This is a genomic window from Paragemmobacter ruber (genome assembly GCF_009908315.1).
In the GTDB taxonomy this organism is placed as follows: domain Bacteria; phylum Pseudomonadota; class Alphaproteobacteria; order Rhodobacterales; family Rhodobacteraceae; genus Paragemmobacter; species Paragemmobacter ruber.
Genome location: NZ_JAAATW010000003.1, coordinates 117,915 through 142,067, shown reverse-complemented (window position 1 = coordinate 142,067; position 24,153 = coordinate 117,915). Strand labels below are relative to the sequence as shown.

The window sequence follows — 24,153 nt, the reverse complement described above, 5'->3', positions numbered from 1 at the left end:
GATCAGCGCCGCGCGGCCAGCGCCTCGTCCAGAAGCGCGGTCACGCGGTCGGGGGGGACGTCCTCGGCCACGAAGGCCGCGCCGATCCCGCGCGCAAGGATGAAGCGCAGGCGCCCGTCGATCACCTTCTTGTCCTGCCCCATCAGCGCCACCAGCGCCTCTGCCCCCGGCAGATCCCCCGGAATATCAGCCAGATCCACCTTCATCCCCATGGCCCGCAGATGGGCGCGCACGCGGCTGGGCGCCTCTTGCGCGCAAAGGCCAAGACGCTGGGACAGTTCAAACGCCAGGGCGCAGCCGATGGCCACGCCTTCCCCATGCAGCAGGCGATCCGAATATCCCGTGGCCTTCTCCAGCGCATGGCAGAAGGTATGGCCAAGGTTCAAAAGCGCGCGTTCGCCCTCTTCCGTCTCGTCCCGCGACACGATGCCCGCCTTCATCTCCACCGACCGGCGCACGGCATATTGCCGATGCGCGGGATCGGTGGCGAGGGTCGTGGCATGGGCCTCCAGCCAGTCGAAAAAGGCCGCATCGCCCAGCAGGCCGTATTTCACCACCTCGCCGTAACCGGCCAGAAAATCGCGCGGCGGCAGGGTTTCCAGTACAGAGATATCGGCCAGCACGAGGGATGGCTGATGAAAGGCGCCCACAAGATTCTTGCCCTGTGCGGTATTGATGCCGGTCTTTCCGCCGACCGAACTGTCCACCTGCGCCAAAAGCGTGGTGGGGATCTGCACGAAGCGCACCCCGCGCCGCAGGACGGCGGCGGCAAAGCCCACCAGATCACCGATCACGCCCCCGCCAAAGGCGATGACGATATCGCGGCGTTCCACCTTCTGTTCCAGCAGCCATTCGACGGCGCGCGAAAACTCGGCCCAGCCCTTGGTCTGTTCCCCTGCAGGCAGCGAGAGGGACGCCGTGGCGATGCCCTCGGCCTGAAGCGCCGCCGTCAGGCGCGCAAGATGCAAGGGGGCCACGGTTTCATCGGTGATGATCGCGGCGCGACGGCGCTTCAGCAGCGGCGCGATTTCCGCCCCGGCCCGGTCGATCAGGCCGGGCCCGATCCGCACCTCGTAGGAGCGATCCCCAAGGTCCACAGGCACCACATCGACAGCCATCCTATTCCCCTTCCAGCACATCCGGGCGCAGCTTCAGCGCCGCGATCACCTTGGCGGCCATCTCGTCGATGGACAGATCGGCGGCGCTGTCCACGGTGATCGCGGCTTGGCTGTAGAACGGGACACGCGCCTCGTAAAGCTGGCGCAGGGTTTCGCGCGGGTTGGCCGTCCGCAGAAGCGGCCGTGTGGATTTGTGCCGCACGCGCTGCCAGAGCAGATCGAGATCGGCCCGCAGCCAGACGGCGACGCCCGCCTTCTGGATCAGCGCACGGTTGGCATCCGACAGGAACGCCCCCCCACCCGTGGACAGGATGCAGGGCGCACCGCGCAGCAGGCGGGCCAGCACCTCGGTTTCGCGGGCGCGGAAGAATGGCTCGCCGTCGCGTTCGAAGATCTCGGCGATGGAGCGGTTGGCGGCCTTGACGATCTCTTCATCCGAATCGCGGAATGGCACGCCCAAGGCGCGGGCCACCGCCGTGCCCACCGCCGTCTTGCCCGCCCCCATCATCCCGACCATGACGACCGTTTTCTTCAGTCGCTGCATCGCCCCTTGCCCACATCACACCTGCGTGGCCGGCGCAATTCCGCCCGCCGGACCACCATCCCTGCCCCCTTCAATGGCGTGAAGTCCGGGCGAAAGCCATATATAATCGCGCAAGGCGGCGTGCCTTTCCCAACCGCTTGCGGTATGACAGGGCGGTCAGGCACGGCAAGCGTTGTATCGGTGACGGCGGCCCAGTACGGCCGCAGGCGACAAGGTCCGCAACGAACGGACAGGAAGACAAAGAGGCAAGGGGCTATGGGGCGGATCATCAAGGGGCTGCTGGTTCTGGCGATCTTGGGGTTCATCGGGCTGACGGGATATGCCTATCTGGGCGACATGCGCCCCGATCAGGCCGAGGTCACGGTGCCGGTGACGCTGGATGCCGAATAGCCTGTGGCGCCCAGCGGCGCTTGCCGCCCTGCTTGCTGCCCAGCCAGCCATTGGACGAGGGCAAGAGCCGCTATCGGCGATCGACTGGCTTTCGCAATCCGTGACAACCCCGGCGCCCGTGGCCCCACAGGCCGAGGCACCGGTCACATCGACCGGCGTGGTGCAGGAACCCGTGGCGGTGACGGTGATCGGCGCGCCTTCGCCCGATGCGCTGGGGCTTTTGCCGCCCTCGGTCACCGGGCTGCCCGCGGCGCTCTGGGGGCCGGGGCGCAGCGCGGATATCGTGGGCGTGATCGGGGCCGAACGGGTGGACAGCCTGCCCGCGCTGCGCGGCCTTCTGCTGACGGTGCTTCTGGCCGAGGCGGACCCACCTGCCGATGCGGGCCAGAGCGCAGCGCTGCTGACGGCGCGAATCGACAAGCTGTTGGACATGGGCGCGCTGGATCAGGCGCGCGCGCTGCTTGACGCGGCGGGAAGCCGTGACCCCGACCTGTTCCGCCGCAGCTTTGACGTGGCATTGCTGACGGGGGAAGAGGATCGCGGTTGCCGCATCATGGTGGAAAGCCCCGGCCTTGCCCCCACCTTCCCCGCGCGGATCTTCTGTCTGGCGCGGTCGGGCGACTGGAACGCCGCCGCGCTGACGCTGCGCACGGGTCAGGCGCTGGGTTACATCACCGACGCGGAAGAGGCGCTTCTGTCGCGCTTTCTCGACCCCGATCTCTATGAGGGCGAGCCGCCCCTGCCCGCCCCCGCCCCGGTCACACCGCTGGCCTGGCGGATGTTCGAAGCGATTGGCGAACCCCTGCCCACGGCCACGCTGCCCATCGCTTTTGCCCATGCCGAGTTGCGCCCGCAGGCGGGATGGAAAAGCCAGGTCGAGGCGGCAGAGCGTCTGGCACGCGCGGGGGCGATCTCGTCCAACGTGCTGCTGGGGCTTTACACCGAACGGCGCGCGGCGGCCTCGGGCGGGGTCTGGGATCGGGTCCGCGCCTTCCAGCGTTTTGATGCCGCCATGCAATCGGGCGAGCGCGCCGCCATCGCGCAAAGCCTGCCGGAAATCTGGGCCCTGATGACACAGGCCGAACTTGAGGTTCCCTTCGCCGATCTCTACGGCAAGCGGCTGGCAGCGATCCCCTTTGAAGGCGAGGCCCAACGCATCGCCTTTGTCACGGGCCTGCTCGCCCCCGATTTCGAAAGCATCGCCAAGGGGTTGAAGGCCACCACCCCGCTTGAGACATTCCTGATCGGGCTGGCGCAGGGGGATGTGTCGGGGCTGGTGCCGCCCGACAGTCTGGCGCGCGCCATCGCGCCGGCCTTCATCGCCCCTGCACCGGGCGAGGATCTTTCCCGGTTGATCGAAGAAAACCGCACGGGCGAGGCGATCCTGACCGCCATCGAAAAGATCGAGCGCGGGGTGCAGGGCGATCTGGATGGGGTGACGGACGGGCTGGCGCTGTTGCGCGAGGTGGGGCTGGAGCGGGCGGCGCGGCGCACCGCGCTGGAACTGTTGCTTCTGGAACGGCGGGGCTAGGCGATGGCGCCGCGCGATGATCCGGCGTGGATTTCCGCCTTTCTCGAGGCGCAGGCGGCGGAACTCGATGCGGCGCGCAACACCCGCCTTGCCTATGGGCGGGACCTGAAGGATTTCATGGGCTGGCTGGCCCGCCGGGGCCGCGCCTTCGCCACCGCCACGCGCGAGGACGTGGAGGCCTACCTGATCGCCTGCGAAGGCGAAGGCCTGTCAAAGGCCACGCGGGCGCGGCGCCTGTCGTCGATCCGCCAGCTTTACCGCTTTGGCCATGCCGAGGGCTGGCGCGAAGACAACCCCGCCCTGCGCATCAAGGGGCCGGGCGCGGCACAGCGCTTGCCCAAAACGCTGACCCATGACGAGGTGGATCGCCTGCTTGCGGCCGCGCGCAGCAAGGGGCGGGCCGAGGGCGAGCGGCTGCGGAACCGCGCCCTGATGGAACTCCTCTACGCCACGGGGATGCGCGTGTCCGAACTGGTGGAACTGCCGGTGGCCGCCGTGCGCGGCGATCCGCGCATGATCCTCGTGCGTGGCAAGGGCGGGAAGGAACGGATGGTCCCGCTCTCTACCCCCGCCCGGGCGGCGCTGGCCGACTGGATCGCCCATCGCGATGCAGGCGAAGAGGCCGCCCGTCGCAAGGGACAGGGCGCCAACCGGCACCTCTTCCCCGGGCCGGGCAGCGACGGGCATCTGACGCGGCAGCATTTCTATCTGCTGATCAAGGACATCGCCGTTCTGGCGGGCGTCGATCCCGCCCGCGTGACACCGCATACGCTGCGCCACGCCTTTGCCACCCACCTTCTGGCGGGCGGGGCCGACTTGCGCGTGATCCAGACACTTCTGGGCCATGCCGATGTCGCCACCACTGAAATCTACACCCATGTGCTGGATGAACACCTCAAGGCGCTGGTGCTGGAACATCACCCCTTGGCGAAAGCCAGACCGAAGGGTTGAGCCTGCGCCCCCCTGCCCGCATAGTGCGGGCGCCGCGTAAAGGCGCGGCGCGACTGACGGACTTCACATGACACTCGATGCCGCCTTCTGGATCACCGCCCTGTCCATTCTGGGCCTTCTGTGCCTCTCTGCCTTCTTCTCCGGGTCCGAGACCGCGCTGACCGCCGCCTCGCGCGGCAAGCTCAAGGCACAGGCCGACAAGGGATCATCCGGCGCGGCCAGTGCGATGGCCGTGACCGAAGACAGCGAGCGGATGATCGGCGCGCTGCTTCTGGGCAACAACATCGTCAACATCCTGTCGGCCTCGCTTGCCACGGCGCTGCTCACGCGGATGTTCGGGGATTCGGGCGTAGCGCTGGCCACGCTGGGGATGACGGTCCTCGTCCTGATCTTTGGCGAGGTGCTGCCCAAGACCTTTGCCATCACATATCCCGAACCCGTCGCCACCCGCGTCGCCCCGATCATCCGGGTGCTGATCCTCCTCTTCTCGCCCGTGGTCAGCGTGGTGCGGGCGGTGGTGCGCGGGCTGTTGCACCTCTTGGGCGTGCGCGGCAATGACGAAGGCCGGATGACTGCGATCCGGGAAGAGATCGCAGGCACCATCGCGCTGGGCCATTCCGAAGGCGCGGTGGAAAAGGACGCACGCGACCGCCTGCTGGGCGCACTCGACCTGACCCACCGCACGGTGGACGAGATCATGCGCCACCGGCGGCAGATCGAGATGATCAACGCCGATGACCCGCCGGAAAAGATCCTGTCGCAGGCGCTGGCCTCACCCCACACCCGGCTGCCGATCTTCCGGGAAAATGATGACAACATCCTGGGCGTGATCCATGCCAAGGATCTCTTGCGCGAGGTGGACCGCCTGATGCGCAGCGAAGAGACAGTGGGCATGGCCAATCTGGCCGGGCTCGACATCGTGAAGGTGGCGATGAAGCCCTATTTCATCCCCGAAACCACCACGCTCGATGAACAGATGCGCGAATTCCTGACACGGCGCACGCATTTCGCCCTTGTGGTGGATGAATATGGCGCGCTGCAGGGCCTGATCACGCTGGAAGACATCCTCGAAGAGATCGTGGGCGAGATCACCGATGAATTCGACGTGGTCGCCAAGGATGGCGGGCTGAGCCGGAACGAGGCCGGCGATTACATCATCGACGGGGCCATGACGATCCGCGATCTGAACCGCGCCAATGACTGGTCGCTTCCTGATGACGAGGCGAACACGATTGCCGGGCTGGTGATCCACGAATCCCAGACCATCCCCTCGGAAGGCCAGACGTTCAGTTTCCATGGCTTCCGCTTCGAGGTGCTGCAACGGCGCGAGAACCGCATCACGCGGCTGCGCGTGCGCCCGCTCTAACCCCCGCGGCGGGCCTCAGGCACGGCTTTCGATCCGGGTGACGTTGCCCAGATGATCGACGGTGATGCCATAATCTTCCGGGTTGGGCAGCGGCGGCAGGCCCTGCACCCGCACGGCCAGCAGATGATAGTGCAGATCAAAAAGCGCCTGATCGAAATAGGCCTGTTCGCCCGCGGGCTCCGCCGTTTCGGCAGACCGGGCGACATCGTCGGCATCGTCCTCTTGCGGCTGTGCGGTCATCGGGCCTCTCCCTCTGTGCCGCAAATATGCCGCGAATACGCCGCCTTTGCCACCTTTCCTTCGGATGATTACCCATCCCTGCGGATGGGTAACCCCAGACCCTAGCGGCTGCGGAAGAGCGAGCCGAGGATGCCACGCACCAGCGCCTGCCCGCTGCGGGTGCCCAACTGGCGGGCAAAGCTCTTGGCGAAGGCTTCGCCCACGGAATCGCTGCGGCTGGACGAACTGCGGGGCTTGGAACGCGCCTCTTCCCGCGCGCCGCCGTCATACCGCCGCGCGCGCGTATAGCCGTCATCATCGGACACAGGCCCGGCATCACGGGGCGCCGCGCGGTCCTCCTCGGCCCGCGCGGCCTCGCGCGCGGCGGCATCGGCGCGGGCGCGCAGCATCTCGAACGCGCTTTCGCGGTCAAGCACCGTGTCATACTTGCCCGCCACGGGCGAGGTGGCCATGACCTGCGCCCGGATGGCCGGATCGACCGGGCCAAGCTGGCTTGACGGCGGGCGGATCAGCGTGCGTTCGACCACGCCGGGAACACCCTTGTTTTCCAGAAACGATGTCACCGCCTCACCCGTGCCGACATCGCGGATCGCCTCCTGCGTGTCAAAGCGCGGATTGGGGCGGTAGGTTTCCGCCGCCATCTTCAGATCCTTCTGATCCTTTGCGGTGAAGGCGCGCAGCGCGTGCTGCACGCGGTTGCCCAACTGGCCAAGGATATTCTCCGGCACGTCGGCCGGGTTCTGGGTGATGAAATAGACCCCCACCCCCTTGGACCGGATCAGCCGCGCCACCTGTTCCACCTTGGCCACCAGCGCCTTGGGCGCATCGGCAAACAGCAGATGGGCCTCATCGAAGAAGAAAACGAGCTTGGGCTTTTCGGGATCGCCCACCTCGGGCAGGGTTTCAAACAGCTCGGACAGAAGCCACAGCAGGAAGGTGGCATAGAGGCGCGGGCTGTTCATCAGCTTGTCAGCGGCAAGGATGTTGATCCGCCCTGCCCCGCTGGCATCGGTCAGCATCAGATCGGCCAGATCCAGCGCAGGCTCCCCGAACAGTTCCGCCCCCCCCTCATTCTCCAGCACCAGAAGCCGCCGCTGGATCGCCCCGATCGAGGCCGTGGCGACAAGCCCATAGCGGGTGGAGATGGTGTCGGCATTCTCGCCGATGAAGACGAGAAGCGCCTGCAGATCCTTCATGTCCAGAAGCGGCAGGCCTTCCTCATCCGCCAGACGGAAGGCCACGTTCAGCACGCCTTCCTGCGCCTCGGTCAACTCCAGTAGGCGCGACAGCAGAAGCGGCCCCATCTCGGCCACCGTGGCGCGGATCGGGTGGCCCTGCTGGCCGAACAGATCCCAGAACGTCACCGGGAATGCGCGGTACTGCAGATCCAGCCCGATCTTGGCCGCGCGTTCGGTAAAGGGGCCGTGCAGCTTATGCGTGGCCGAACCCGCGGCGGCAAGCCCCGCCAGATCGCCCTTCACATCGGCCATGAACACAGGCACCCCGGCGGCCGAGAACCCTTCTGCCAATACCTGCAGGGTCACGGTCTTGCCCGTGCCCGTCGCCCCGGCGATCAGACCATGGCGGTTGCCGTATTTCAGCAGCAACTGCTGCGGCAGCCCATAGCCTTCGCCACCGCCGCCCACGAAAATGCTTGCCTGATCGGTCATGTCCTGCCCCGTACTTTCCTTGCGCCTGCCCTGCCGGAGCGCAGTGCTGCCCCGGGGTCCTTCCCCGGGGTCCTTGCCCGGCCCGGCCTGCCGCCAAGATACAGGCTTTGTCCCGTCGCGCCAGAGCGGGATTGGGGCCGCGCCGCTGCCTGCCGCCCATGGCACGCGCACCACTCGCAGCGCCGCCCGCAGATGATAGCGCCAACGGGGGCGCACCCTGCAAAGTTTGACCGAAAAGACAGCTTTTCTTCAATGTTTTCAGCTTTGCACCGCAAAAGATTCCCGGTTGACGGACCGAAGATAAGCGCATAGCGTTCCATCCCATGAAGTCGGCCAGTCCGACAGGGAGCAAAAATACGACACGAAAAAGGGCCGGTTGACCGGCCCTTTTTTCTTTGCGGGGAAGGCGGCGCGGGAACCGCGCACAGGCCGCCCGGCCAGCCCCCGCCCATCACCAATTTGGCACCTGACACTGCGCCTGCGGCATGCTAAGCGGCGGCAAAACAAAGCAAGGACACAGTCTATGTCTCTCCTTTCCTTCCCCCGCCCGCTGGCCGTGGCCATGGCCTTCGGTCTGGCCGCCACCTCCGGCATGGCCGTGATGGCGCAAGAAACAACCGAAGCCCCCGCGACCAAGGCCCCCGCCACTGAGGCACCCGCCGCCGAGGCCCCCGCCGCCGGCGCCGCGGGACAGGAACTGTCGATGGGCGCGGCGCCTGCGGATGGCCCGGGATCGACCTATGTGCGCGAAACCTTCAACGACTGGCAGCTGCGCTGCGTCCGTGTCGCGGAAGGCGAAGAGCCCTGCCAGCTTTACCAGCTGCTCGAAGATGGCGAAGGCAACTCGGTGGCCGAGATCGGCATGTTCGCCCTGCCCGATGGCGGCGAGGCGGCGGCAGGCGCCACGATCATCGCGCCGCTGGAGACGCTGCTGACCGCAGGCCTGCGCCTGAGCGTCGATACGAACGAGGCCAAGATCTATCCCTTCACCTTCTGCTCGCAGATGGGCTGCGTGGCGCGCGTGGGCTTCACCGCCGAAGAAGTCGCCGCCTTCAAGGCCGGCAGCAAGGCCACGCTGCAGATCGTGCCCGCCGTGGCGCCCGACCAGACGGTGGCGCTGGACATGTCGCTGAGCGGCTTCACCGCCGGCTATGATGCCGTGGCGGCGACGCGCCCCGCAGCACCCGCCGAAGGCGAGGCAGCGCCCGCGCAGGAGTGACGCGCCGACAAGCGTGACAGATGACATGGGCCGCGCCACCAGGCGCGGCCCATCCTACATGCAGAAAGCCTGATCAGCCCCGGCGCAGGGCCAGGACCGCATTCAGCCCCCCAAAGGCAAAGGCGTTGGACAAGGCCACCTCGACCCGCGCCGCGCGGGCGGTGTTGGGCACCACATCCAGCGCGAAGTCGGGATCGGCCTCCTCATGCCCGATGGTCGGGGCAAGGATGCCGTCGCGCAGCGCCATCAGGCAGGCCAGCAATTCCACCGCGCCCGTGCCGCCGATCAGATGGCCGTGCATGGCCTTGGTCGAACTGACAGGGGGCGCCGCCGCCCCAAAAACCTGCGCGATGGCCGCCGCCTCAGTCCGGTCATTGGCAGCGGTGCCGGTGCCGTGGGCGTTGATATAGCCCACCTCGCCCGGCGCGAGGCCCGCATCGGCCAGCGCCCCGGCCATGGCGCGCGCCGCGCCATCCACCGACGGGGCCACCAGATCGCCCGCGTCCGACGTCATCGCAAACCCCACGACTTCGGCCAGGATCCGGGCCCCGCGCGCCAGCGCCGCCTCGCGCTCCTCAAAGACGAAGACCGCTGCGCCTTCGCCCTGAACCATCCCGTCGCGCGTGCGGCTGAAGGGGCGGCAGGCGCGGGCCGACATGACGCGCAGGCCTTCCCACGCCTTGATGCCGCCGAAGCACAGCATCGCCTCCGATCCGCCGGTCAACACGGCGCGCAGGGCGCCCGCGCGGATCATCTGAAAGGCCAGACCCATGGCATGGTTGGAACTGGCGCAGGCGGTGGAGACGGTGAAGACCGGCCCCCGGATGCCATGCGCCATCGACACATGGCTTGCGCCCGCGTTCTGCATCAGCTTCGGCACCGTCAGCGGATGGACACGGGATTTCCCCTCGGCATAAACCGCGCGATAGCTGTCATCCTGCGTGATCAGCCCGCCGCCCGCCGTGCCAAGGACAACGCCGCAATCGGTGCCATCCCCCACCGCTAGGCCCGACTCCCGCATCGCCTGCGCCGCCGCGACCAGCGCGAACTGGGCGAAACGGTCGGCGCCCGACAGGGCCGCGCGGTCCAGATGCGCGGCCGCATCCCAGCCCCGCACCTGCCCGCCGATCCGCACCGACAGCCTGTCAACATCCGCGATATCCAGAGGGCCGATCCCACAGCGCCCGGCCCGCATCGCCGCCAGCGTTCCCGGCACATCATGGGCCAGCGCGTTGACCGTGCCCGCCCCGGTGATGACGACCCGCCTCATGCGGCCTTCTGCGCGACCAACCCTTCGACCGCGTGCACGATGGCGGCGACGCTGGTCATGTCAAAGCCCGATTGCGCCGGATCATTCGCGTTGAAGGGGATCGAGATATCGAAGGCCTCTTCGATGGCAAAGATCGCCTCGACCAGACCGAGCGAGTCGATCCCAAGGCTTTGCAGCGTGCTGTCCATCGTCACATCCGACACGTCGAGCACCGCCTGTTCGGCGATGATGGCGATCACCTTGTCGCGCAGATGCATGTGCATGGCATTCCCTCTTGTCACATTTGTCTCGATCTAGTCGCTCTGTGATGACTTTGGAATGACACTGCCGCCGATTTCGCGTTCGATTTCCGCCACGCGCGCGGCCAGACGCGGCAAGCGGCGCAGCGCTTTCTGCATCTCGACATGGGTTTCCATCTTCACCGCCGGATAGCCCAGCAGCACGCGCCCCGCCGGCGCATTGGTGAAGATCTTTGTCGCGCCCCCGGCGATGACGTCATCCCCCACGAAGATGTTGTCATTCACCCCGCATTGCCCGCCCATCACCACCCGGTCGCCGATGCGCGCCGAACCGGCGATGCCGACCTGACCGCAGAGTAGGCAGTCGCGCCCGACCTGCACATTATGGCCGATATGGACAAGGTTATCGAGCTTGGTCCCCGATCCGATCGACGTGTCGCGGATCGTGCCGCGGTCGATGCAGACATTGGCGCCCACCTCGACATCATCGCCCAGCGTGACCGCGCCAAGGGAATGGATGCGGGTCCAGCTTTGGGTCTTGATGCTGTCGCGGGTGCCAAGGGTTTCGCGGATCTCCTCCACCCCCGATTTCTCGGGCGTGACAAAGGAAAAGCCATCCGCCCCGATCACCGCGCCCGGCTGGCAGATGAAGCGGTCCCCGATCGTGACGCGCGCGCCGATCCGGGCGCCCTGCAGGATCAGGGCATCCGCGCCGATCCGCGCCCCTTCCGCGATGGAGCTATGGGCCGCGATGCGGGCGCGCGGCCCGATCCGCACGCCCCGCCCGATGGTCACGAAGGGGCCGATGGCCGCGCCTTCGCCGATCTCTGCTGTCGGGTCGATCACCGTCATGGGATGGATGCCGGGGCCGATCTCGGGGCCGGGATCCATCAGCGCGGTCAGCCCCGCCATCGCCAGCCGTCCGCGCGGGGCGAAGATGGCGGCCTGCAACCCCAGCGCGCGCCAATCGGCCTGCGGCCACAGCAGCGCCGCCCGTGCCCGGCCCTTGGCGATGCCATCGGCGTATTTCGGATCCATCGCCAGCGCCAGCGCATCCGGCCCCGCGCTTTGCGGCTCGGCCGCGCGGGTCACCACAATGTCAAGATCGCCGTCCGCCTCGGCCCCGAGGGCAGCGGCAATGTCGCGGATGGTATGGGCCATGGGGCAGTATCCTTGGGTCGTCCTTCCGCCGAAGGATTACCCCTGAACCGCGCTCAAGACCACCCCGGCCTCTGTCAGCGCCTCAAAGATGCGCCCGTCGCGGCCATAGACATCGCGGCGATAGGTCATGTCGCCCTTCGCCGTGGGCCATGCCGTGAAATAGACCAGATGCACAGGCAGCTTCACCTCCAGCTTGACCGTGGTCTCCCGGTCGCTGTCGAGATGGCCATGGAACAGGCCGCGCGGATCGTCGCTCTGCGCGGCCAGCAGGGCATAGGCGAAATCGAACGGATCGGCGAGACGGATGCAGCCATGGCTGTAGGCGCGCACCTCGTGATCGAACAGCTCCTTCGCGGGCGTGTCATGCAGATAGATGTTGTACTGGTTGGGGAACATGAACTTCACCTTCCCCAGCGCATTGCCATCCGATGGCGGCTGGCGCAGACCAAAGGGGAAGCTGCGCGCCGAATAGGCGGCAAAGTTCACCGCCCCGCGCGGCACAACGCGGCCGTTGCGGTCGATCACCTGCAGATGGCTGACGGCATTGGGGTTGCGCTGCAGAAGCGGCAGGTATTCCTTCACGATGATCGACCGCGGCACCCCCCAGGACGGGTTGATGACCAGGTGATCCATCTCGTCCGAAAATTCGGGGCTGCGCTGATCGGGGACGTTCTTGCCGATCACCGACCGGGTCTGGAAGGTGACCTTGCCGTGATCCACGATCTTGGCCGAAAAGTCCGGCAGGTTTACCCAGATGTGGCGGTCACCGCGCACCACATCATGCATCCAGCGCAAGCGTTCCATCGCGACGACAACAGATTTCAGCCGGTCCTGCGGTGCGATGTTGATCTCGGCCAGCGTATCCTCGTCGGCGCGGCCATCGGCGGCAAGGCCATGGTCGATCTGGAACCGCTGCACGGCGGATTGGATCGCCGTGTCATATTGCGCCGTGGCCGATGCGCGCAGATAGCCCATGGCCACCAGACGGTCGCGCAGCGCCACGACGGCAGGCCCGGTATCACCGGGGCCAAGCGATCCGGCCGGAACCGGCGCCCCCCAGCCGCCCACGGCGACCTTTGCCTCAAGCGCCAGCTTTTCCTTCATCAGCCGGGCATATTCCGGCGCATCCGGCGGCAGCGCGCGCAAAAGGGCGGCAGGATCGCCGCCTTCGACCTGCGCCAGCAGACGCTTGGGATCAAGGCGCGTCACCTCGCGGTGGATACCGGCATCGGCCTCTTCCGGCACCAGCACGCCCGTCGCCACATCCGATGCGAAATCAAGAAAGGCGCGCGTCATGCGCACCTCAAGGCGGCCGCGGTCGCCCTCGGTCACGGCGGCGGCAAAGCCTGCGCGCAGCGCGGCCGCATCATAGCGCGCAACGGGCAGGCCATGCGCCGCCGCCCCGTCCAGCGCCGAAAGAAGTGCTGCACGCCGCGCCGCATCCTCGGCCCCGGTCCACAGCGTGGCATAGTCACGCGCGGCATAGTATTCCGCGATCACCGCATCCTCGGCCGCCGCGACGGCCACCGCCTGCGCATAGGGCGCGGACGGCTGAACCGCCTGCGCAAGGCCCACGGGCGCCTGCAGCATCAGCGCCGAGGACAGCAAAACCACCGCCCCAAGGCCCTTGCCCCACTTGCCACCCTGCCCCAAAGGCCCAGACCGCACCACCATGACTTTCCCCGAAATCCGCGAATTTTTGTGTATTTGCACAAGTTTGGGTGATTCCCCAAGCAGAGTCCACCGCCAACCGCCCGCAAGACAGGGCCATCCGACATTCATCGTTTCCACTTTCGCAAAAGCGGCCCAGCGGCCACAGTCGCGGAAATATGCAAAGCGTGGCGCGGGATTCAGCGAAAATTTGCCGATTGGCGCGAGGCTGCGGACAACCGTTCAATCAGCGCTTGGGTGACGAATCCTGTTGTGCCATAACGTCGGCACACTTGGGGATAAGTGGCACGGAAGCTGCTCTGAGAGGCGGCGACGGTTCGGACGGGGACAGCAGTCAGAATGGCAGACATGACCAACTTCGGTATCACGCGTCGCGGTGTGCTTGGCATCTTTGCGGCGACCGTCGTGGCGGCGGCACCCACCTACTCAAATGCCTTCGGCCTGCTGCGCGGTTCGGGCGATATCCGCCGGATCAAGATGTATTCGGGCCGCACCGGCGAAAGCATCGACACGATCTATTGGATCGAAGGCGACTACATCCCCGAAGTTGTCAAGGAAATCAATCACTTCATGCGCGACTGGCGGTCGGATGATACCACCCGTATGGACGTGCGCACCATCGACATCATGGCCGCCGCCCATCGTCTGATGGATGTGTCGGAACCCTATATGCTGCTGTCGGGCTATCGCAGCCCGGCCACCAACGCGATGCTGCGGTCGCGTTCGGGCGGCGTGGCGCGCAACTCGCTCCACATGAAGGGCCAAGCCGCCGACCTGCGGCTCAAGTCCCGCTCCGTCAGCCAGATGGCCCGCGCGGCCGAGGCCTGCGCTTCGGGCGGTGTCGGCCGCTACTCGCGTTCGAACTTCGTGCACATGGATTGCGGGCCGGTTCGGCACTGGGGCGGCTGAGGCCGGCGGAAAACCGCCGATCCTATTGCCGAGATGAACAAAGGGGCGCCGATGCGCCCCTTTTGCGTTTCCGGTCACGGATCAATCGCCGCTCAATCCTCATCCCCGCCTGCTGCCTGCGTGGCCACCTGACGGCCCCGGAACCCCTGCGCCACGACAAACTTTTCGGAACTGTCGGATCGGCTGGCGGGCGGCTTCACATTGGCCACCTTGCGGAAATTGCGCTTCAGCATCGCCTGCATCTCGTTCTCGGCGCCACCGGCCAGAACCTTTGCGACAAAGGTCCCCTCATCCTCCAGCACGTCAAAGGCAAAGGCCAGCGCCGCTTCGACCAGCGCCACGATGCGCAGGTGATCGGTCGCCTTGTGGCCGGATGCGGCGGCCGCCATGTCCGACATCACCACATCGGCCCGCCCCCCCAGCCAGCCTTTCACCTTCTCATCCGCATCATCCGACAGGAAATCCAGCTGGTGCAGCTCGGCCCCGGGGATCGGCTCCACCTCCTGCAGGTCCACACCCAGCACCGTGCCCACCGGCTTTTTCGGGTTCTGCCCCAGCGCGTTCACCCGCGCCACCGCCACCTGGCACCACCCCCCCGGCGCACAGCCCAGATCCACCACCCGCGCCCCGGGTTTGAGGAACCCGTAACGGTCATCCAGTTCCAGGATCTTGTAGGCCGCGCGGCCGCGATAGCCCTCTTTCTTGGCGCGCTGGACATATGGATCGTTCAACTGCCGCTCCAGCCAGAGCGTCGAGGAAAGCTTGCGCCCCTTCGCCGTCTTGACCCGCACCCGCAATTCGCGCTGGCCGCGCCCTGATGTTCCCTTGCCCTCGGTCATGCGTAAGGTCCGTCCTCCAGAACGCCATCCGCGCTCATCTGTGCATAAAGCAGCCCCTCGCGCAGGCCACGATCGGCCACCGACAGGCGATCCGTTGGCCATATCCGCATCAGCGCCTGAAGGATAGCCGCACCCGACATGATCAGCGCATGGCGATCCCGCCCGATGCGCGGATCCGTGCGCCGCCCCTCCGGCCCGAGCGCGAGGTATTCGCGGATCACAAGGTCGATCTGGTCAGACGTCATCTGCAACCCGTCCACCTTGGTGCGGTCATAGCGGCGCAGGTTCAGATAGCTGGCCGCAACCGTCGTCACGGTGCCGCTGGTGCCGATGATCTGGAACCCGTCCCGCGCCTGCTGGGCGTTATAGGGCGAGAAACTGGCGAGGTTCTCTTCGAAGAACCAGCTCATCAGGGCGAAACGCGCGGCATCATCCTCCACATCGGCGAACTGGTCCTTCAGCGTGGCCACGCCAAGCGGCACGGAAATCCAGTCCACCACCCGCGCCGCGCTGTCGCCCTGCGACTGGAACCCGCGATGTAGCCGCATGATCGACCGCGCCCGTTCCTCGGCCGGGACGGCCGCCAGGTCGATCCAGACCAGTTCGGTAGACCCCCCGCCGATATCCACCACCAGCAACTGTTCGGTGCGCGGGTTGACCAGCGGCGCGCAGGAAATCACGGCAAGCCGCGCCTCTTCCTCGGGGGCGATGATCTCAAGGCTCAGCCCCGTCTCGCGCCGCACCTGCCGGATGAAATCCTTGGCATTGCGCGCGCGGCGACAGGCCTCTGTCGCCACCAGCCGCATCCGCCGCACCCCGTGCTTTTCGATCTTCTTCTGGCAGATGCGCAGCGCCTGCACCGTCCGCCCCATGGACGCGCGCGACAACCGGCCCGAGGCTTCAAGCCCCACGCCAAGCTGGACAGTCTTGGAAAAGCTGTCCACCACCTGAAACTGGCTGCCCTTGGGTTGGGCAATCAGCATCCGGCAACTGTTTGTACCAAGGTCGAGCGCCGCATACAGCGTGCCCGCCCCCGGCGGATGGGAAGCTGACGGTTCGACCGCCGGCGCCGCGCCCTCGGGCGCAGCCTGCCGCTGCGGGATCGCGTCCGCCTCCCGGGGACGCTGGGGCGTCATGACCGCCCTCCATCTGTGGTTGCGACAATGGTAACGCCCTTTCCCCCTCCAAGGCAAGGGCGCCGCGCCCCGGTCCCTGTCGTTTAGATGCGGCTCATCATTTGCTTGAGAATTTTTCCGATCCCGCCCTGTCGCGCGGCTGGCCCCTTTGCGCTAGATGCAGGCTGCCGTGGGTGGTGGTCGTTCCTCGCCTGCGCCATGTCGAAAACCGACATCGCCTGTCGGGGATCGGCGCTATCAACAGGGTCAAGGCTGGCGGGGGGAATCGGATGCCGGAAGTTACCATCGTCTACTGGCGCGACATCCCGGCCCAGGTCATCGTGGGCAAGGGGCGGCGCGGATCGAAGGTTCAGCTCACCGAACGGTTCGAGCAGGCCATCGACCGCTGCGCCATGAAGGTGGGCGCGCGCGACACCGACAGCTACCTCGCCGAATGGCGGAAAGCGCCCCCCTACGAGGTGGAGGGCGACCCCGACGACATCGCCCGCACCGAGGCCGCGCGTCTGGAAGCCGAATTTGACACCACGCGCCTCAAGGCGCTGATCGACGCCGACGGTTGGGCCAAGGCCTGACCCGTTCACCCCGAGGGAGTATCTGATGGCCCTGTTCAACTTCCGCCGCGAGGCCCCCGCCGCCGATGCCCTTTCGGCCGCCGAGATGGAGGCCTTTCTCAAGGGCTTCTCCATCGAGGTGATGCCGCGCACGGCGGAAAAGGTGGAAAGCTTCCGCGACATCCTGCCGGCCGGGACCCGCGTCTATATCGCCCATATCGACGGCACACCGATCGAGGACATGGTCGCCACCGCCAAGCGCCTCAATGCCGAAGGCTACCCGGTGATGCCGCATTTCCCCGCGCGCATCATCAAGGACCGCGCCACGCTTCTGGATTGGGTCGCCCGCTACCGGGGCGAGGCGGATGTGAAGCAGGGCCTTCTTCTGGCAGGCGGCGTGCCGCAGCCGGTGGGGGAGTTCCACACCTCGATGCAACTCCTTGAATCCGGCGCCTTCGACGGCTTCGAACGGCTGCATGTGGCGGGCCACCCCGAAGGCAACAAGGACATTGATCCCGATGGGTCCGACCGCATGGTGATGGAAGCCGCGCGCTGGAAATCGGCTTTTGCCGAACGGACGGATGCGCAGATGGCCATGGCCACCCAGTTCTGCTTCGAGGCCGATCCCGTGATCGCCTGGGTGGATCGCCTGAAAGCCGAAGGCATCGCCCTGCCCGTCCATATCGGCGTGGCGGGGCCTGCAAAGCTGCAGACCCTGATCAAGTTCGCCATCGCCTGCGGTGTGGGCCCCTCGCTGCGCGTGCTGCAGAAGCGGGCGATGGATGTGACCAAGCTTCTTCTGCCCTACGAGCCTACCGAATTCGTCGCGGCGCTGGCCGCGCACAAGGCACGTCACCCGGATTTCGGGATCGAGGCCGTGCATTTCTTCCCGCTGGGTGGCATCAAGACCAATGCCACCTGGATCACCGAAAACGGCGGCGCTTCCGGCCAGCCGGCCAACGCCTGAAAGAAGGTTTCCCGATGACCCGTACCGTCCTTGAATCCAAGACCAAAACCGTCGTCATCGGTTTTGACGAACCCTTCTGCGTGATCGGCGAACGCATCAACCCGACCGGGCGCAAGAAGCTCGCCGCGGAACTGGAGGCGGGCAATTACGAGACCGTCATCAAGGACGCGCTGGAGCAGGTCGCCTGCGGCGCGACCGTGCTGGACGTGAACTCCGGCGCGGTCTTCACCAACAAGATGGCCGAAGACCCGCGCTATGCCGACAACAACTTTGTCGAACCGCCGCTGATGAAGGCGCTGATCGAGATCGTCCAGCAAACCGTGGACGTCCCGCTCTGCATCGACAGTTCGGTTCCCGCTGCGCTGGAGGCAGGGCTTGCCGCCTGCGAAGGCCGCCCGCTGCTCAATTCGGTGACGGGTGAGGAAGAGCGTCTGGAACTCGTCCTGCCGCTGGTGAAGAAATACAACGTCCCGGTGGTGGCGATCTCTAATGACGACACCGGCATCTCGCCCGATCCCGATGTCCGCTTCGCCGTGGCCAAGAAGATCGTGGAACGCGCCGCTGATTTCGGCATCCCCGCGCATGATATCGTGGTCGATCCGCTGGTCATGCCGGTGGGGGCGATGGCTAGCGCGGGGCAGCAGGTCTTTGCTCTCGTCCGCCGCCTGCGCGACGAGCTGGGCGTGAACACCACCTGCGGGGCGTCGAACATCTCCTTCGGCCTGCCCCACCGCCACGGCATCAACGGGGCCTTCCTGCCCATGGCCATCGGTGCGGGCATGACCAGCGCGATCATGAACCCGGTCCGCCAGCAGGAGATGGAGGCGATCCGCGCCGCCAACTTCCTGATGAACCACGATCCGAACGGCGGCGAATGGATCCGCTTCGCCAAGGTTCTCGAAGCGGTCGAGGGCGGGCTGAGCTTCTCTGACGCCTCCGCCGCCGCAAGCCAGGCCGCGGGCGGCCGTCGCGGCGGGCGCCGCGGCCGGGCCTGACGCCCGCCGCGACGGCAGCGCGCCCTTAACCGATTCTTCACCATGAGGCGACCAAGCTCGCCTCATGGAACCCGTGCCTGATCATCATGCCGATCTCTGGCTCGCCCGGATCTTTGCCGCCAAGGCGGCCGAGGGTCAGGTGATCCGCCGCAACATCGCGTGGATCGACCGCGAGGTGGGCCGCGCGCGTTTCATGGCCGAGGTCCGGCGACGCCGGTTTCATCTGTTACAGACGGCGGATCAGTTCATCGTCGTCTGCCATTCCGGGCCGGTGTACATGCTGTTCTGAACCTTGGCAGGCCTACGAATTTCCTTCGAAAATTCCGGCCTGCGCCCCTCTGATTTTTCGCAGGAAAATCGTTGAGGGGCGGGATGGCCTGCCGGGGGGGCGCGGCGCAATGCCGCCTTGCCGCTGGCGGGCCGCGAGACGCCGCTATCTGGCATTGCTGCCGCTGCGCCAAGCCCTAGAACGACAGGGCGAGAAGGAGAACACCGTGCCCACCGCCACCGCCGTGGACCAATCCGCCCTGCCCGACGAACGCTGGGACGATCCGGCGCGCGGCAGCATAAGGTTTCGCACGCTCTTCTCTGCCCCGACGACGGACACGACCGAACTGACCTGCGGTGTGGCGATCATGGCGGCAGGGGATACCTTTCCCCTGCATTCCCATCCGCAGGCCGAGGTCTATTTCGGGCTCGAGGGCGAGGGCGAGGTCATGATCGACGGTGTCGCGCACCGTCTGGCCCCCGGCATCGCGCTCTATATCCCGGGCGGTGCCGTGCATGGCGTGCCGGTCGCGCACGGGCCGCTGCGCTGGTTCTACACCTTCGCTGCCACCTCCTTTGGCGATATCCGCTACAGCTTCCTTCACGAAACGGACCCTGTGACATGACCGAGGACGCGCTTGTCATCTTCACCCCTTCGGGCAAACGGGGGCGCTTCCCGCTTGGCACGCCCGTCCTGACGGCCGCGCGCCAGCTGGGGGTGGACCTTGATTCCGTCTGTGGCGGGCGGGGCATCTGTTCCAAATGCCAGATCACGCCCAGCTATGGTGATTTCCCCAAGCATGGCGTGACGGTGGCCGATGGCGCCCTGACCGAATGGAACGCGGTCGAGGAACGCTACAAATCCAAGCGCGGCATGATCGACGGCCGCCGTCTGGGCTGTCAGGCCCGGGTGATGGGCGATGTGGTCATCGACGTGCCGCCCGAATCCCAGGTCCACAAGCAGGTGATCCGCAAATCCGCCACCCAGCGCGACATCGTGATGGACCCCGCGACCCGGCTTCTCTACGTCGAGGTGGCCGAGCCGGACATGCACGAACCGACCGGCGATTTCGAACGTCTCGCCATCGCGCTGCGCGACCAATGGGGGGTAGATGATGTGACGGCCGACCTCACCCTGATGCGCCGCCTGCAGCCTGTGCTGCGCAAGGGCGAATGGAAGGCCACGGTCGCGCTGCACAAGGGCAATCACGACGCCACGCCCCGCATCCTTGACCTCTGGCCGGGCTTCCATGAGGGCGGGCTTTACGGGCTGGCGATCGACCTTGGCTCCACAACCATCGCCGCGCATCTGTGCGATCTGAAAGATGGCGCGGTGCTGGCCTCCTCCGGCCTGATGAACCCGCAAATCCGCTTCGGCGAAGACCTGATGAGCCGCGTCTCCTATGCCATGATGAACCCCGGCGGGGATGTGGAGATGACGCGCGCGGTGCGCGAGGCGATCAATGCCCTTGCCGCCTCCATCGCCGCCGAGGCGGGGATCGAAACGACGGCAATCTATGAGGTTGTCTTCGTCTGCAACCCGGTGATGCACCACCTCCTGCTGGGCATCGACCCGGTGGAACTGGGTCAGGCGCCCTTTGCGCTGGCGACCTCCGGCTCCCTCTCGCTCGACGCGCGCGAACTGGACCTGACCAACCTCAACCGCGCGGCGCGGGGCTATGTGCTGCCCTGCATCGCGGGCCATGTGGGGGCCGATGCCGCCGCCGTGGCCCTGTCGGAAGAGCCCGGCAAATCCAAGGACATGGTCCTGATCGTCGATGTCGGCACCAATGCCGAGATCCTTCTGGGCAATGAAACCCGCGTCCTTGCCTGCTCCTCGCCCACCGGCCCGGCTTTCGAAGGCGCCCAAATCAGCAGCGGCCAGCGCGCCGCGCCCGGCGCCATCGAACGGGTGGAGATCGACCCCGTCACGAAAGAACCCCGTTTCCGCGTCATCGGCAGCGACCTGTGGTCCGATGACCCCGGTTTCGCCGAGGCGACGAAGCAGACCGGCATCACCGGCATCTGCGGTTCGGGCATCATCGAGGCCGTGGCCGAATTGCGAATGGCAGGCCTTCTGGATGCGGGCGGCCTGATCGGCAGCCCGGAACAGACCGGCACATGGCGCTGCACACCCGAAGGCCGGACGCACAGCTACATCCTCCATGATGGCAGCCTTGAGGGCGGGCCGCGCATCATGGTGACCCAAGGCGACATCCGCGCCATCCAACTGGCGAAATCCGCCCTTTACGCAGGTGCGCGCCTCCTGATGGACGAGATGGGGGTGGACAAGGTCGACCGCGTCACGCTGGCAGGCGCTTTCGGCGCCCATATCAGCCCCAAACACGCGATGGTGCTGGGCATGATCCCCGATGTGCCGCTCGACCACGTCACCAGCGCGGGCAACGCGGCGGGCACCGGCGCGCGCATCGCGCTGTGCAACGTGGCCGCGCGCAACCAGATCGAGGCGACGGTCCATCACATCCACAAGGTGGAAACGGCGATCGAGCCGAAGTTCCAGGAGCATTTCGTGAATGCCAACGCGATTCCCCATGCCACCGATCCTTTCCCGGAACTGAACGCCATCGTCACCCTGCCCGATGTCAGCTTCAACGCGGGCGGGGCGGGCAGCGAAGGCCGCCGCCGCCGCCGCGGCTGATTGGGCTTTCCTTCTGCGCCAGACGCTTTAGAACCGATGGGCAGAACAGCGGGATGATGATGACGACCGAGGAAGACCCGGTAGCCGAACTCCTTCTCAAGGTGGCCGCTCAGGACCGCGCCGCCTTTCGTGAGGTCTATTCGCGTTGCGCGGCGAAACTTCTGGGCGTGCTCCTGCGTATCCTTGGCAATCGGGCTGAGGCAGAGGACGCGCTTCAGGAAGTTTTCACCCGCATCTGGCTGCGCGCCGGACGCTTTGACGCAACGAAGGGGCGCGGCATGACCTGGCTCATCGCCATCGCGCGGAACCATGCCATAGATCGGCTGCGTGCCCGCCCGGATGATCCGCCGCGCGATGACACGGACATGCTCGATCAGGTGCGCGACACGGCACCCACGGCCGAGAACCGCCTGATCGCTATGGGTGAGGCAGGGCGCATCGCCGATTGCTTCGCAACGCTGGAGCCCGACCGCGCCGAGGCCGTGCGCGGCGCCTATCTGAACGGGCTGTCCTATGCCGATCTCGCGGCCCGCTTCGACGTCCCGCTCAACACGATGCGCACATGGCTGCGGCGCAGCCTCCTGCGGTTGAGGGAGTGTCTGGACACATGACCGACGACCTCCCCCTGTCGCCTCTGGAAGAGGATGAGGCGCTCGCCGCCGAATATGTGCTGGGCGTGCTGTCGCTCGCGGATCGCAGCGCCGCCGAGGCGCGCATCAAGAACGACAGCGCCTTCGCGGCGCGCGTGGCCGCATGGGAAACGCGCCTTGCCGATTTGAACGGCGCCTATGCCGAGGTCGCCCCCGATCCCGCCCTTCTGCCCCGCATCGAGGCGCGGCTCTTCGCGGCGCCCGCCCGGCCCGCACGGCGGCCCCTCTTCGGCTGGCTTGCGGGCGCGCTGACCGCCGCCGCCGTGGCCATTGCCGCCGTGGTCCTGCTGGCCCCGCCCGCGCCCGCGCCCATCGTCGCCACCCTGGGCGAGGAGGGCGCGGCCCTGCGCTTCGAGGCACGCTTCGACGGGCAGGAATTGACCGTGACGCGCGTCGCGGGCAGCGCCGCGCCCCAGGGACAGGTGCAGGAGGTCTGGATCATCGCACCCGACGCGGCCCCGGTCTCGCTCGGCCTGATGGAGGGCGACAGCATCGCCGTCCCCTACCCCGAGGCACCCGCCGGCTGGACCATCGCCGTCTCCGTGGAACCGGCAGGCGGATCGCCCACGGGGGCACCGACTGGGCCGGTCGTCGCGGCAGGCGTCATCACGGATCTGTGATCCTTTTTTTCCGCCCGCCTGAAACTCCGGCCGCATCCCTGCGTAGCTCAGAGTGAAGGCGGCACAGTCCGCCCAACCCTCGGAGCGGAACGATGATGCATCGGATTGCCATCTCTGCCGTCCTGCAGTCAGCGGTCGCAGCCTGCGCCGACCGCGCGGCAAAGGCAGTCACCGCTGCGATGGATGCCGATGCGGAAACGACCGCCGCAGGTCAGGGCCAACACGGCATGGCCATCCGCGCACAGGCGAAACACGCGAACAGGCGGTCTGACCTGTTCGCCACGGCACTGCTGCCCGCGGCTTAAGCGCGGGGCGCAGGCGCGGGCGGGGCCGTCACTCCCTGCCTCGCGCATCTGACGTTCCCGGGGCCGGTATCCTGTCCCCAAAACAACGGCTTCGGGACGGGCAAGGGGGTTTCGGGTTATTTCGCCCGAAACCCCCTTGTCATTTGCAGGGCCATGCCTTTGCCTTCCCGCATGGAGCGCCGCTTTCTGTTTCTCACCTCCTCGGCCCGACCTGCGGGCAATTCGGCCCTACTGGCCCGGGTCGCCGCCGAAGGGCTGCCCGACCGCGCGCAGCACTGGATGGATCTGACCGCGCTGCAGATCCCGCCCTATCGCGACCTGCGGCCCGGCAGCGCTCTGCCCGAGGGCCCCGTCGCGCAAGTGATGGCCCAGATGCGGCAGGCCAGCGACATCGTCCTCGTGGCCCCGGTCTACTGGTATGCCCTGCCTGCCCCGGCCAAGCTTTTGATGGATCACTGGTCAGGCTGGCTGGACGCAGCCGAAACAGGCTTTGACGCCTGGGCGCGGGACAAGACCGTCTATCTCATCACCGCGCGGGCCGATCCCGATCCCACCGTCACCGCACCGGTCGAGGCGATGGTGCAGCGCTCCATCCAATGGCTCGGCATGCGCTGGGGCGGCGCCCTGCACGGGGTGGGCGACGCGGCGGGCGAGGTGGCACGGGACGCCACCGCCATGGCCGCCGCGCGCAACTTTCTCCGCCCTTGATCTGTCCCCCGCCGCTTCCGCCCTGCCACGGCGCTTGACGCTTGACGCCGCCCCGCGCATCGCTTACCTCCCACCCCTAGGCGGGTGTAGCTCAATGGTAGAGCAGCAGCTTCCCAAGCTGAATACGAGGGTTCGATTCCCTTCACCCGCTCCATCCCTTTCCTTCCCCGCCCGCGC

26 protein-coding genes and 1 tRNA gene are annotated in these 24,153 nt (G+C 66.8%); 17 read left to right on the top strand and 10 right to left on the bottom strand.

Going from position 1 to position 24,153, the window contains the following annotated elements:
- Positions 1-2 precede the first annotated feature (2 nt).
- Both aroB and GU920_RS12880 read right to left on the bottom strand, forming a co-directional pair.
- Positions 3-1,118: a 3-dehydroquinate synthase gene (gene aroB, locus GU920_RS12885; RefSeq protein ID WP_161767496.1), complete on the bottom strand. Its 1,116-nt coding sequence runs from the start codon at positions 1,116-1,118 to the stop codon at positions 3-5.
- A gap of 1 nt (position 1,119) precedes the next feature.
- The gene (locus tag GU920_RS12880; protein WP_161767495.1) at positions 1,120-1,662 is read right to left on the bottom strand and encodes a shikimate kinase; all 543 of its coding nucleotides are present in this window, start codon (positions 1,660-1,662) and stop codon (positions 1,120-1,122) included.
- Positions 1,663-1,917: 255 nt separating this feature from the next.
- Here GU920_RS12880 and GU920_RS19735 point away from each other — a divergent pair, with 255 nt between their 5' ends.
- The 4 genes from GU920_RS19735 to GU920_RS12865 all read left to right on the top strand — a co-directional run bounded on the left by GU920_RS19735 (position 1,918) and on the right by GU920_RS12865 (position 5,900).
- Entirely contained in the window at positions 1,918-2,052 is a 135-nt protein-coding gene (locus GU920_RS19735) for a hypothetical protein (protein ID WP_268894632.1), read from the top strand.
- A gap of 100 nt (positions 2,053-2,152) precedes the next feature.
- Positions 2,153-3,583, top strand: a complete 1,431-nt coding sequence (locus GU920_RS12875; protein ID WP_328799271.1) for a hypothetical protein — start codon at positions 2,153-2,155, stop codon at positions 3,581-3,583.
- Between the two features lie 3 nt (positions 3,584-3,586).
- Entirely contained in the window at positions 3,587-4,534 is a 948-nt protein-coding gene (locus GU920_RS12870; RefSeq protein WP_161767493.1) for a site-specific tyrosine recombinase XerD, read from the top strand.
- A 67-nt stretch (positions 4,535-4,601) separates the two neighbouring features.
- Positions 4,602-5,900, top strand: coding sequence for an HlyC/CorC family transporter (locus tag GU920_RS12865; protein WP_161767492.1), 1,299 nt, complete (start codon positions 4,602-4,604; stop codon positions 5,898-5,900).
- Positions 5,901-5,915: 15 nt separating this feature from the next.
- On the opposite strand, the gene GU920_RS12860 is transcribed toward GU920_RS12865, so the two are convergent.
- Positions 5,916-6,140: a hypothetical protein gene (locus tag GU920_RS12860; protein WP_161767491.1), complete on the bottom strand. Its 225-nt coding sequence runs from the start codon at positions 6,138-6,140 to the stop codon at positions 5,916-5,918.
- A 101-nt stretch (positions 6,141-6,241) separates the two neighbouring features.
- A complete protein-coding gene (locus tag GU920_RS12855; protein WP_161767490.1) occupies positions 6,242-7,810 on the bottom strand; it encodes a helicase HerA-like domain-containing protein in 1,569 nt (522 codons plus the stop codon).
- A gap of 523 nt (positions 7,811-8,333) precedes the next feature.
- On the opposite strand from GU920_RS12855, the gene GU920_RS12850 reads away from it, so the two are divergent.
- Positions 8,334-9,029, top strand: a complete 696-nt coding sequence (locus GU920_RS12850) for an invasion associated locus B family protein (protein ID WP_394351564.1) — start codon at positions 8,334-8,336, stop codon at positions 9,027-9,029.
- Positions 9,030-9,102: 73 nt separating this feature from the next.
- On the opposite strand, the gene GU920_RS12845 is transcribed toward GU920_RS12850, so the two are convergent.
- Genes GU920_RS12845 through GU920_RS12830 form a run of 4 tightly spaced genes read right to left on the bottom strand, consistent with a single transcriptional unit; the run spans position 9,103 to position 13,373 of the window.
- Positions 9,103-10,299, bottom strand: coding sequence for a beta-ketoacyl-[acyl-carrier-protein] synthase family protein (locus tag GU920_RS12845; RefSeq protein WP_161767489.1), 1,197 nt, complete (start codon positions 10,297-10,299; stop codon positions 9,103-9,105).
- Complete coding sequence (locus GU920_RS12840) at positions 10,296-10,556, bottom strand: acyl carrier protein (RefSeq protein ID WP_201744171.1); 261 nt, start codon at positions 10,554-10,556, stop codon at positions 10,296-10,298. Before GU920_RS12840 ends, GU920_RS12845 begins: the two co-directional genes overlap by 4 nt.
- Positions 10,557-10,592: 36 nt before the next feature.
- Complete coding sequence (gene lpxD / locus GU920_RS12835) at positions 10,593-11,699, bottom strand: UDP-3-O-(3-hydroxymyristoyl)glucosamine N-acyltransferase (protein WP_161767487.1); 1,107 nt, start codon at positions 11,697-11,699, stop codon at positions 10,593-10,595.
- 36 nt (positions 11,700-11,735) lie between these two features.
- Positions 11,736-13,373, bottom strand: a complete 1,638-nt coding sequence (locus GU920_RS12830; RefSeq protein WP_161767486.1) for a L,D-transpeptidase family protein — start codon at positions 13,371-13,373, stop codon at positions 11,736-11,738.
- 336 nt (positions 13,374-13,709) lie between these two features.
- Between GU920_RS12830 and GU920_RS12825 the strand changes: the two genes are divergently transcribed.
- On the top strand, positions 13,710-14,279 hold the full coding sequence (locus GU920_RS12825; RefSeq protein ID WP_161767485.1) for a YcbK family protein: 570 nt from the start codon (positions 13,710-13,712) through the stop codon (positions 14,277-14,279).
- Positions 14,280-14,371: 92 nt separating this feature from the next.
- On the opposite strand, the gene GU920_RS12820 is transcribed toward GU920_RS12825, so the two are convergent.
- Both GU920_RS12820 and GU920_RS12815 read right to left on the bottom strand, forming a co-directional pair.
- Entirely contained in the window at positions 14,372-15,118 is a 747-nt protein-coding gene (locus GU920_RS12820) for an RlmE family RNA methyltransferase (RefSeq protein ID WP_161767484.1), read from the bottom strand.
- A complete protein-coding gene (locus tag GU920_RS12815; RefSeq protein WP_161767483.1) occupies positions 15,115-16,254 on the bottom strand; it encodes a Ppx/GppA phosphatase family protein in 1,140 nt (379 codons plus the stop codon). Before GU920_RS12815 ends, GU920_RS12820 begins: the two co-directional genes overlap by 4 nt.
- Before the next feature lie 269 nt (positions 16,255-16,523).
- Here GU920_RS12815 and GU920_RS12810 point away from each other — a divergent pair, with 269 nt between their 5' ends.
- The 11 genes from GU920_RS12810 to GU920_RS12760 all read left to right on the top strand — a co-directional run bounded on the left by GU920_RS12810 (position 16,524) and on the right by GU920_RS12760 (position 24,130).
- Positions 16,524-16,826, top strand: a complete 303-nt coding sequence (locus GU920_RS12810; protein ID WP_161767482.1) for a virulence factor — start codon at positions 16,524-16,526, stop codon at positions 16,824-16,826.
- A 25-nt stretch (positions 16,827-16,851) separates the two neighbouring features.
- Positions 16,852-17,772, top strand: coding sequence for a methylenetetrahydrofolate reductase (locus GU920_RS12805; protein ID WP_161767481.1), 921 nt, complete (start codon positions 16,852-16,854; stop codon positions 17,770-17,772).
- Between the two features lie 14 nt (positions 17,773-17,786).
- A complete protein-coding gene (locus tag GU920_RS12800) occupies positions 17,787-18,767 on the top strand; it encodes a methyltetrahydrofolate cobalamin methyltransferase (RefSeq protein ID WP_161767480.1) in 981 nt (326 codons plus the stop codon).
- A gap of 64 nt (positions 18,768-18,831) precedes the next feature.
- Entirely contained in the window at positions 18,832-19,056 is a 225-nt protein-coding gene (locus tag GU920_RS12795) for an N-(5'-phosphoribosyl)anthranilate isomerase (RefSeq protein WP_161767479.1), read from the top strand.
- A 205-nt stretch (positions 19,057-19,261) separates the two neighbouring features.
- Positions 19,262-19,660, top strand: a complete 399-nt coding sequence (locus GU920_RS19835; RefSeq protein WP_161767478.1) for a cupin domain-containing protein — start codon at positions 19,262-19,264, stop codon at positions 19,658-19,660.
- Positions 19,657-21,693, top strand: a complete 2,037-nt coding sequence (locus GU920_RS12785; RefSeq protein ID WP_161767477.1) for an ASKHA domain-containing protein — start codon at positions 19,657-19,659, stop codon at positions 21,691-21,693. The genes GU920_RS19835 and GU920_RS12785 overlap by 4 nt, the downstream gene beginning before the upstream one ends.
- Before the next feature lie 53 nt (positions 21,694-21,746).
- Entirely contained in the window at positions 21,747-22,304 is a 558-nt protein-coding gene (locus GU920_RS12780; RefSeq protein ID WP_328799269.1) for a sigma-70 family RNA polymerase sigma factor, read from the top strand.
- Positions 22,301-22,963, top strand: coding sequence for an anti-sigma factor (locus GU920_RS12775; RefSeq protein ID WP_161767476.1), 663 nt, complete (start codon positions 22,301-22,303; stop codon positions 22,961-22,963). Before GU920_RS12780 ends, GU920_RS12775 begins: the two co-directional genes overlap by 4 nt.
- Positions 22,964-23,055: 92 nt before the next feature.
- Entirely contained in the window at positions 23,056-23,268 is a 213-nt protein-coding gene (locus GU920_RS12770; protein ID WP_161767475.1) for a hypothetical protein, read from the top strand.
- Between the two features lie 171 nt (positions 23,269-23,439).
- Positions 23,440-23,976 carry a flavodoxin family protein gene (locus tag GU920_RS12765; RefSeq protein WP_161767474.1) on the top strand — a complete coding sequence of 179 codons (537 nt, stop codon included), beginning with the start codon at positions 23,440-23,442 and terminating at the stop codon, positions 23,974-23,976.
- A gap of 80 nt (positions 23,977-24,056) precedes the next feature.
- Positions 24,057-24,130, top strand: a tRNA-Gly gene (locus GU920_RS12760).
- The last annotated feature ends 23 nt before the right edge of the window (positions 24,131-24,153 follow it).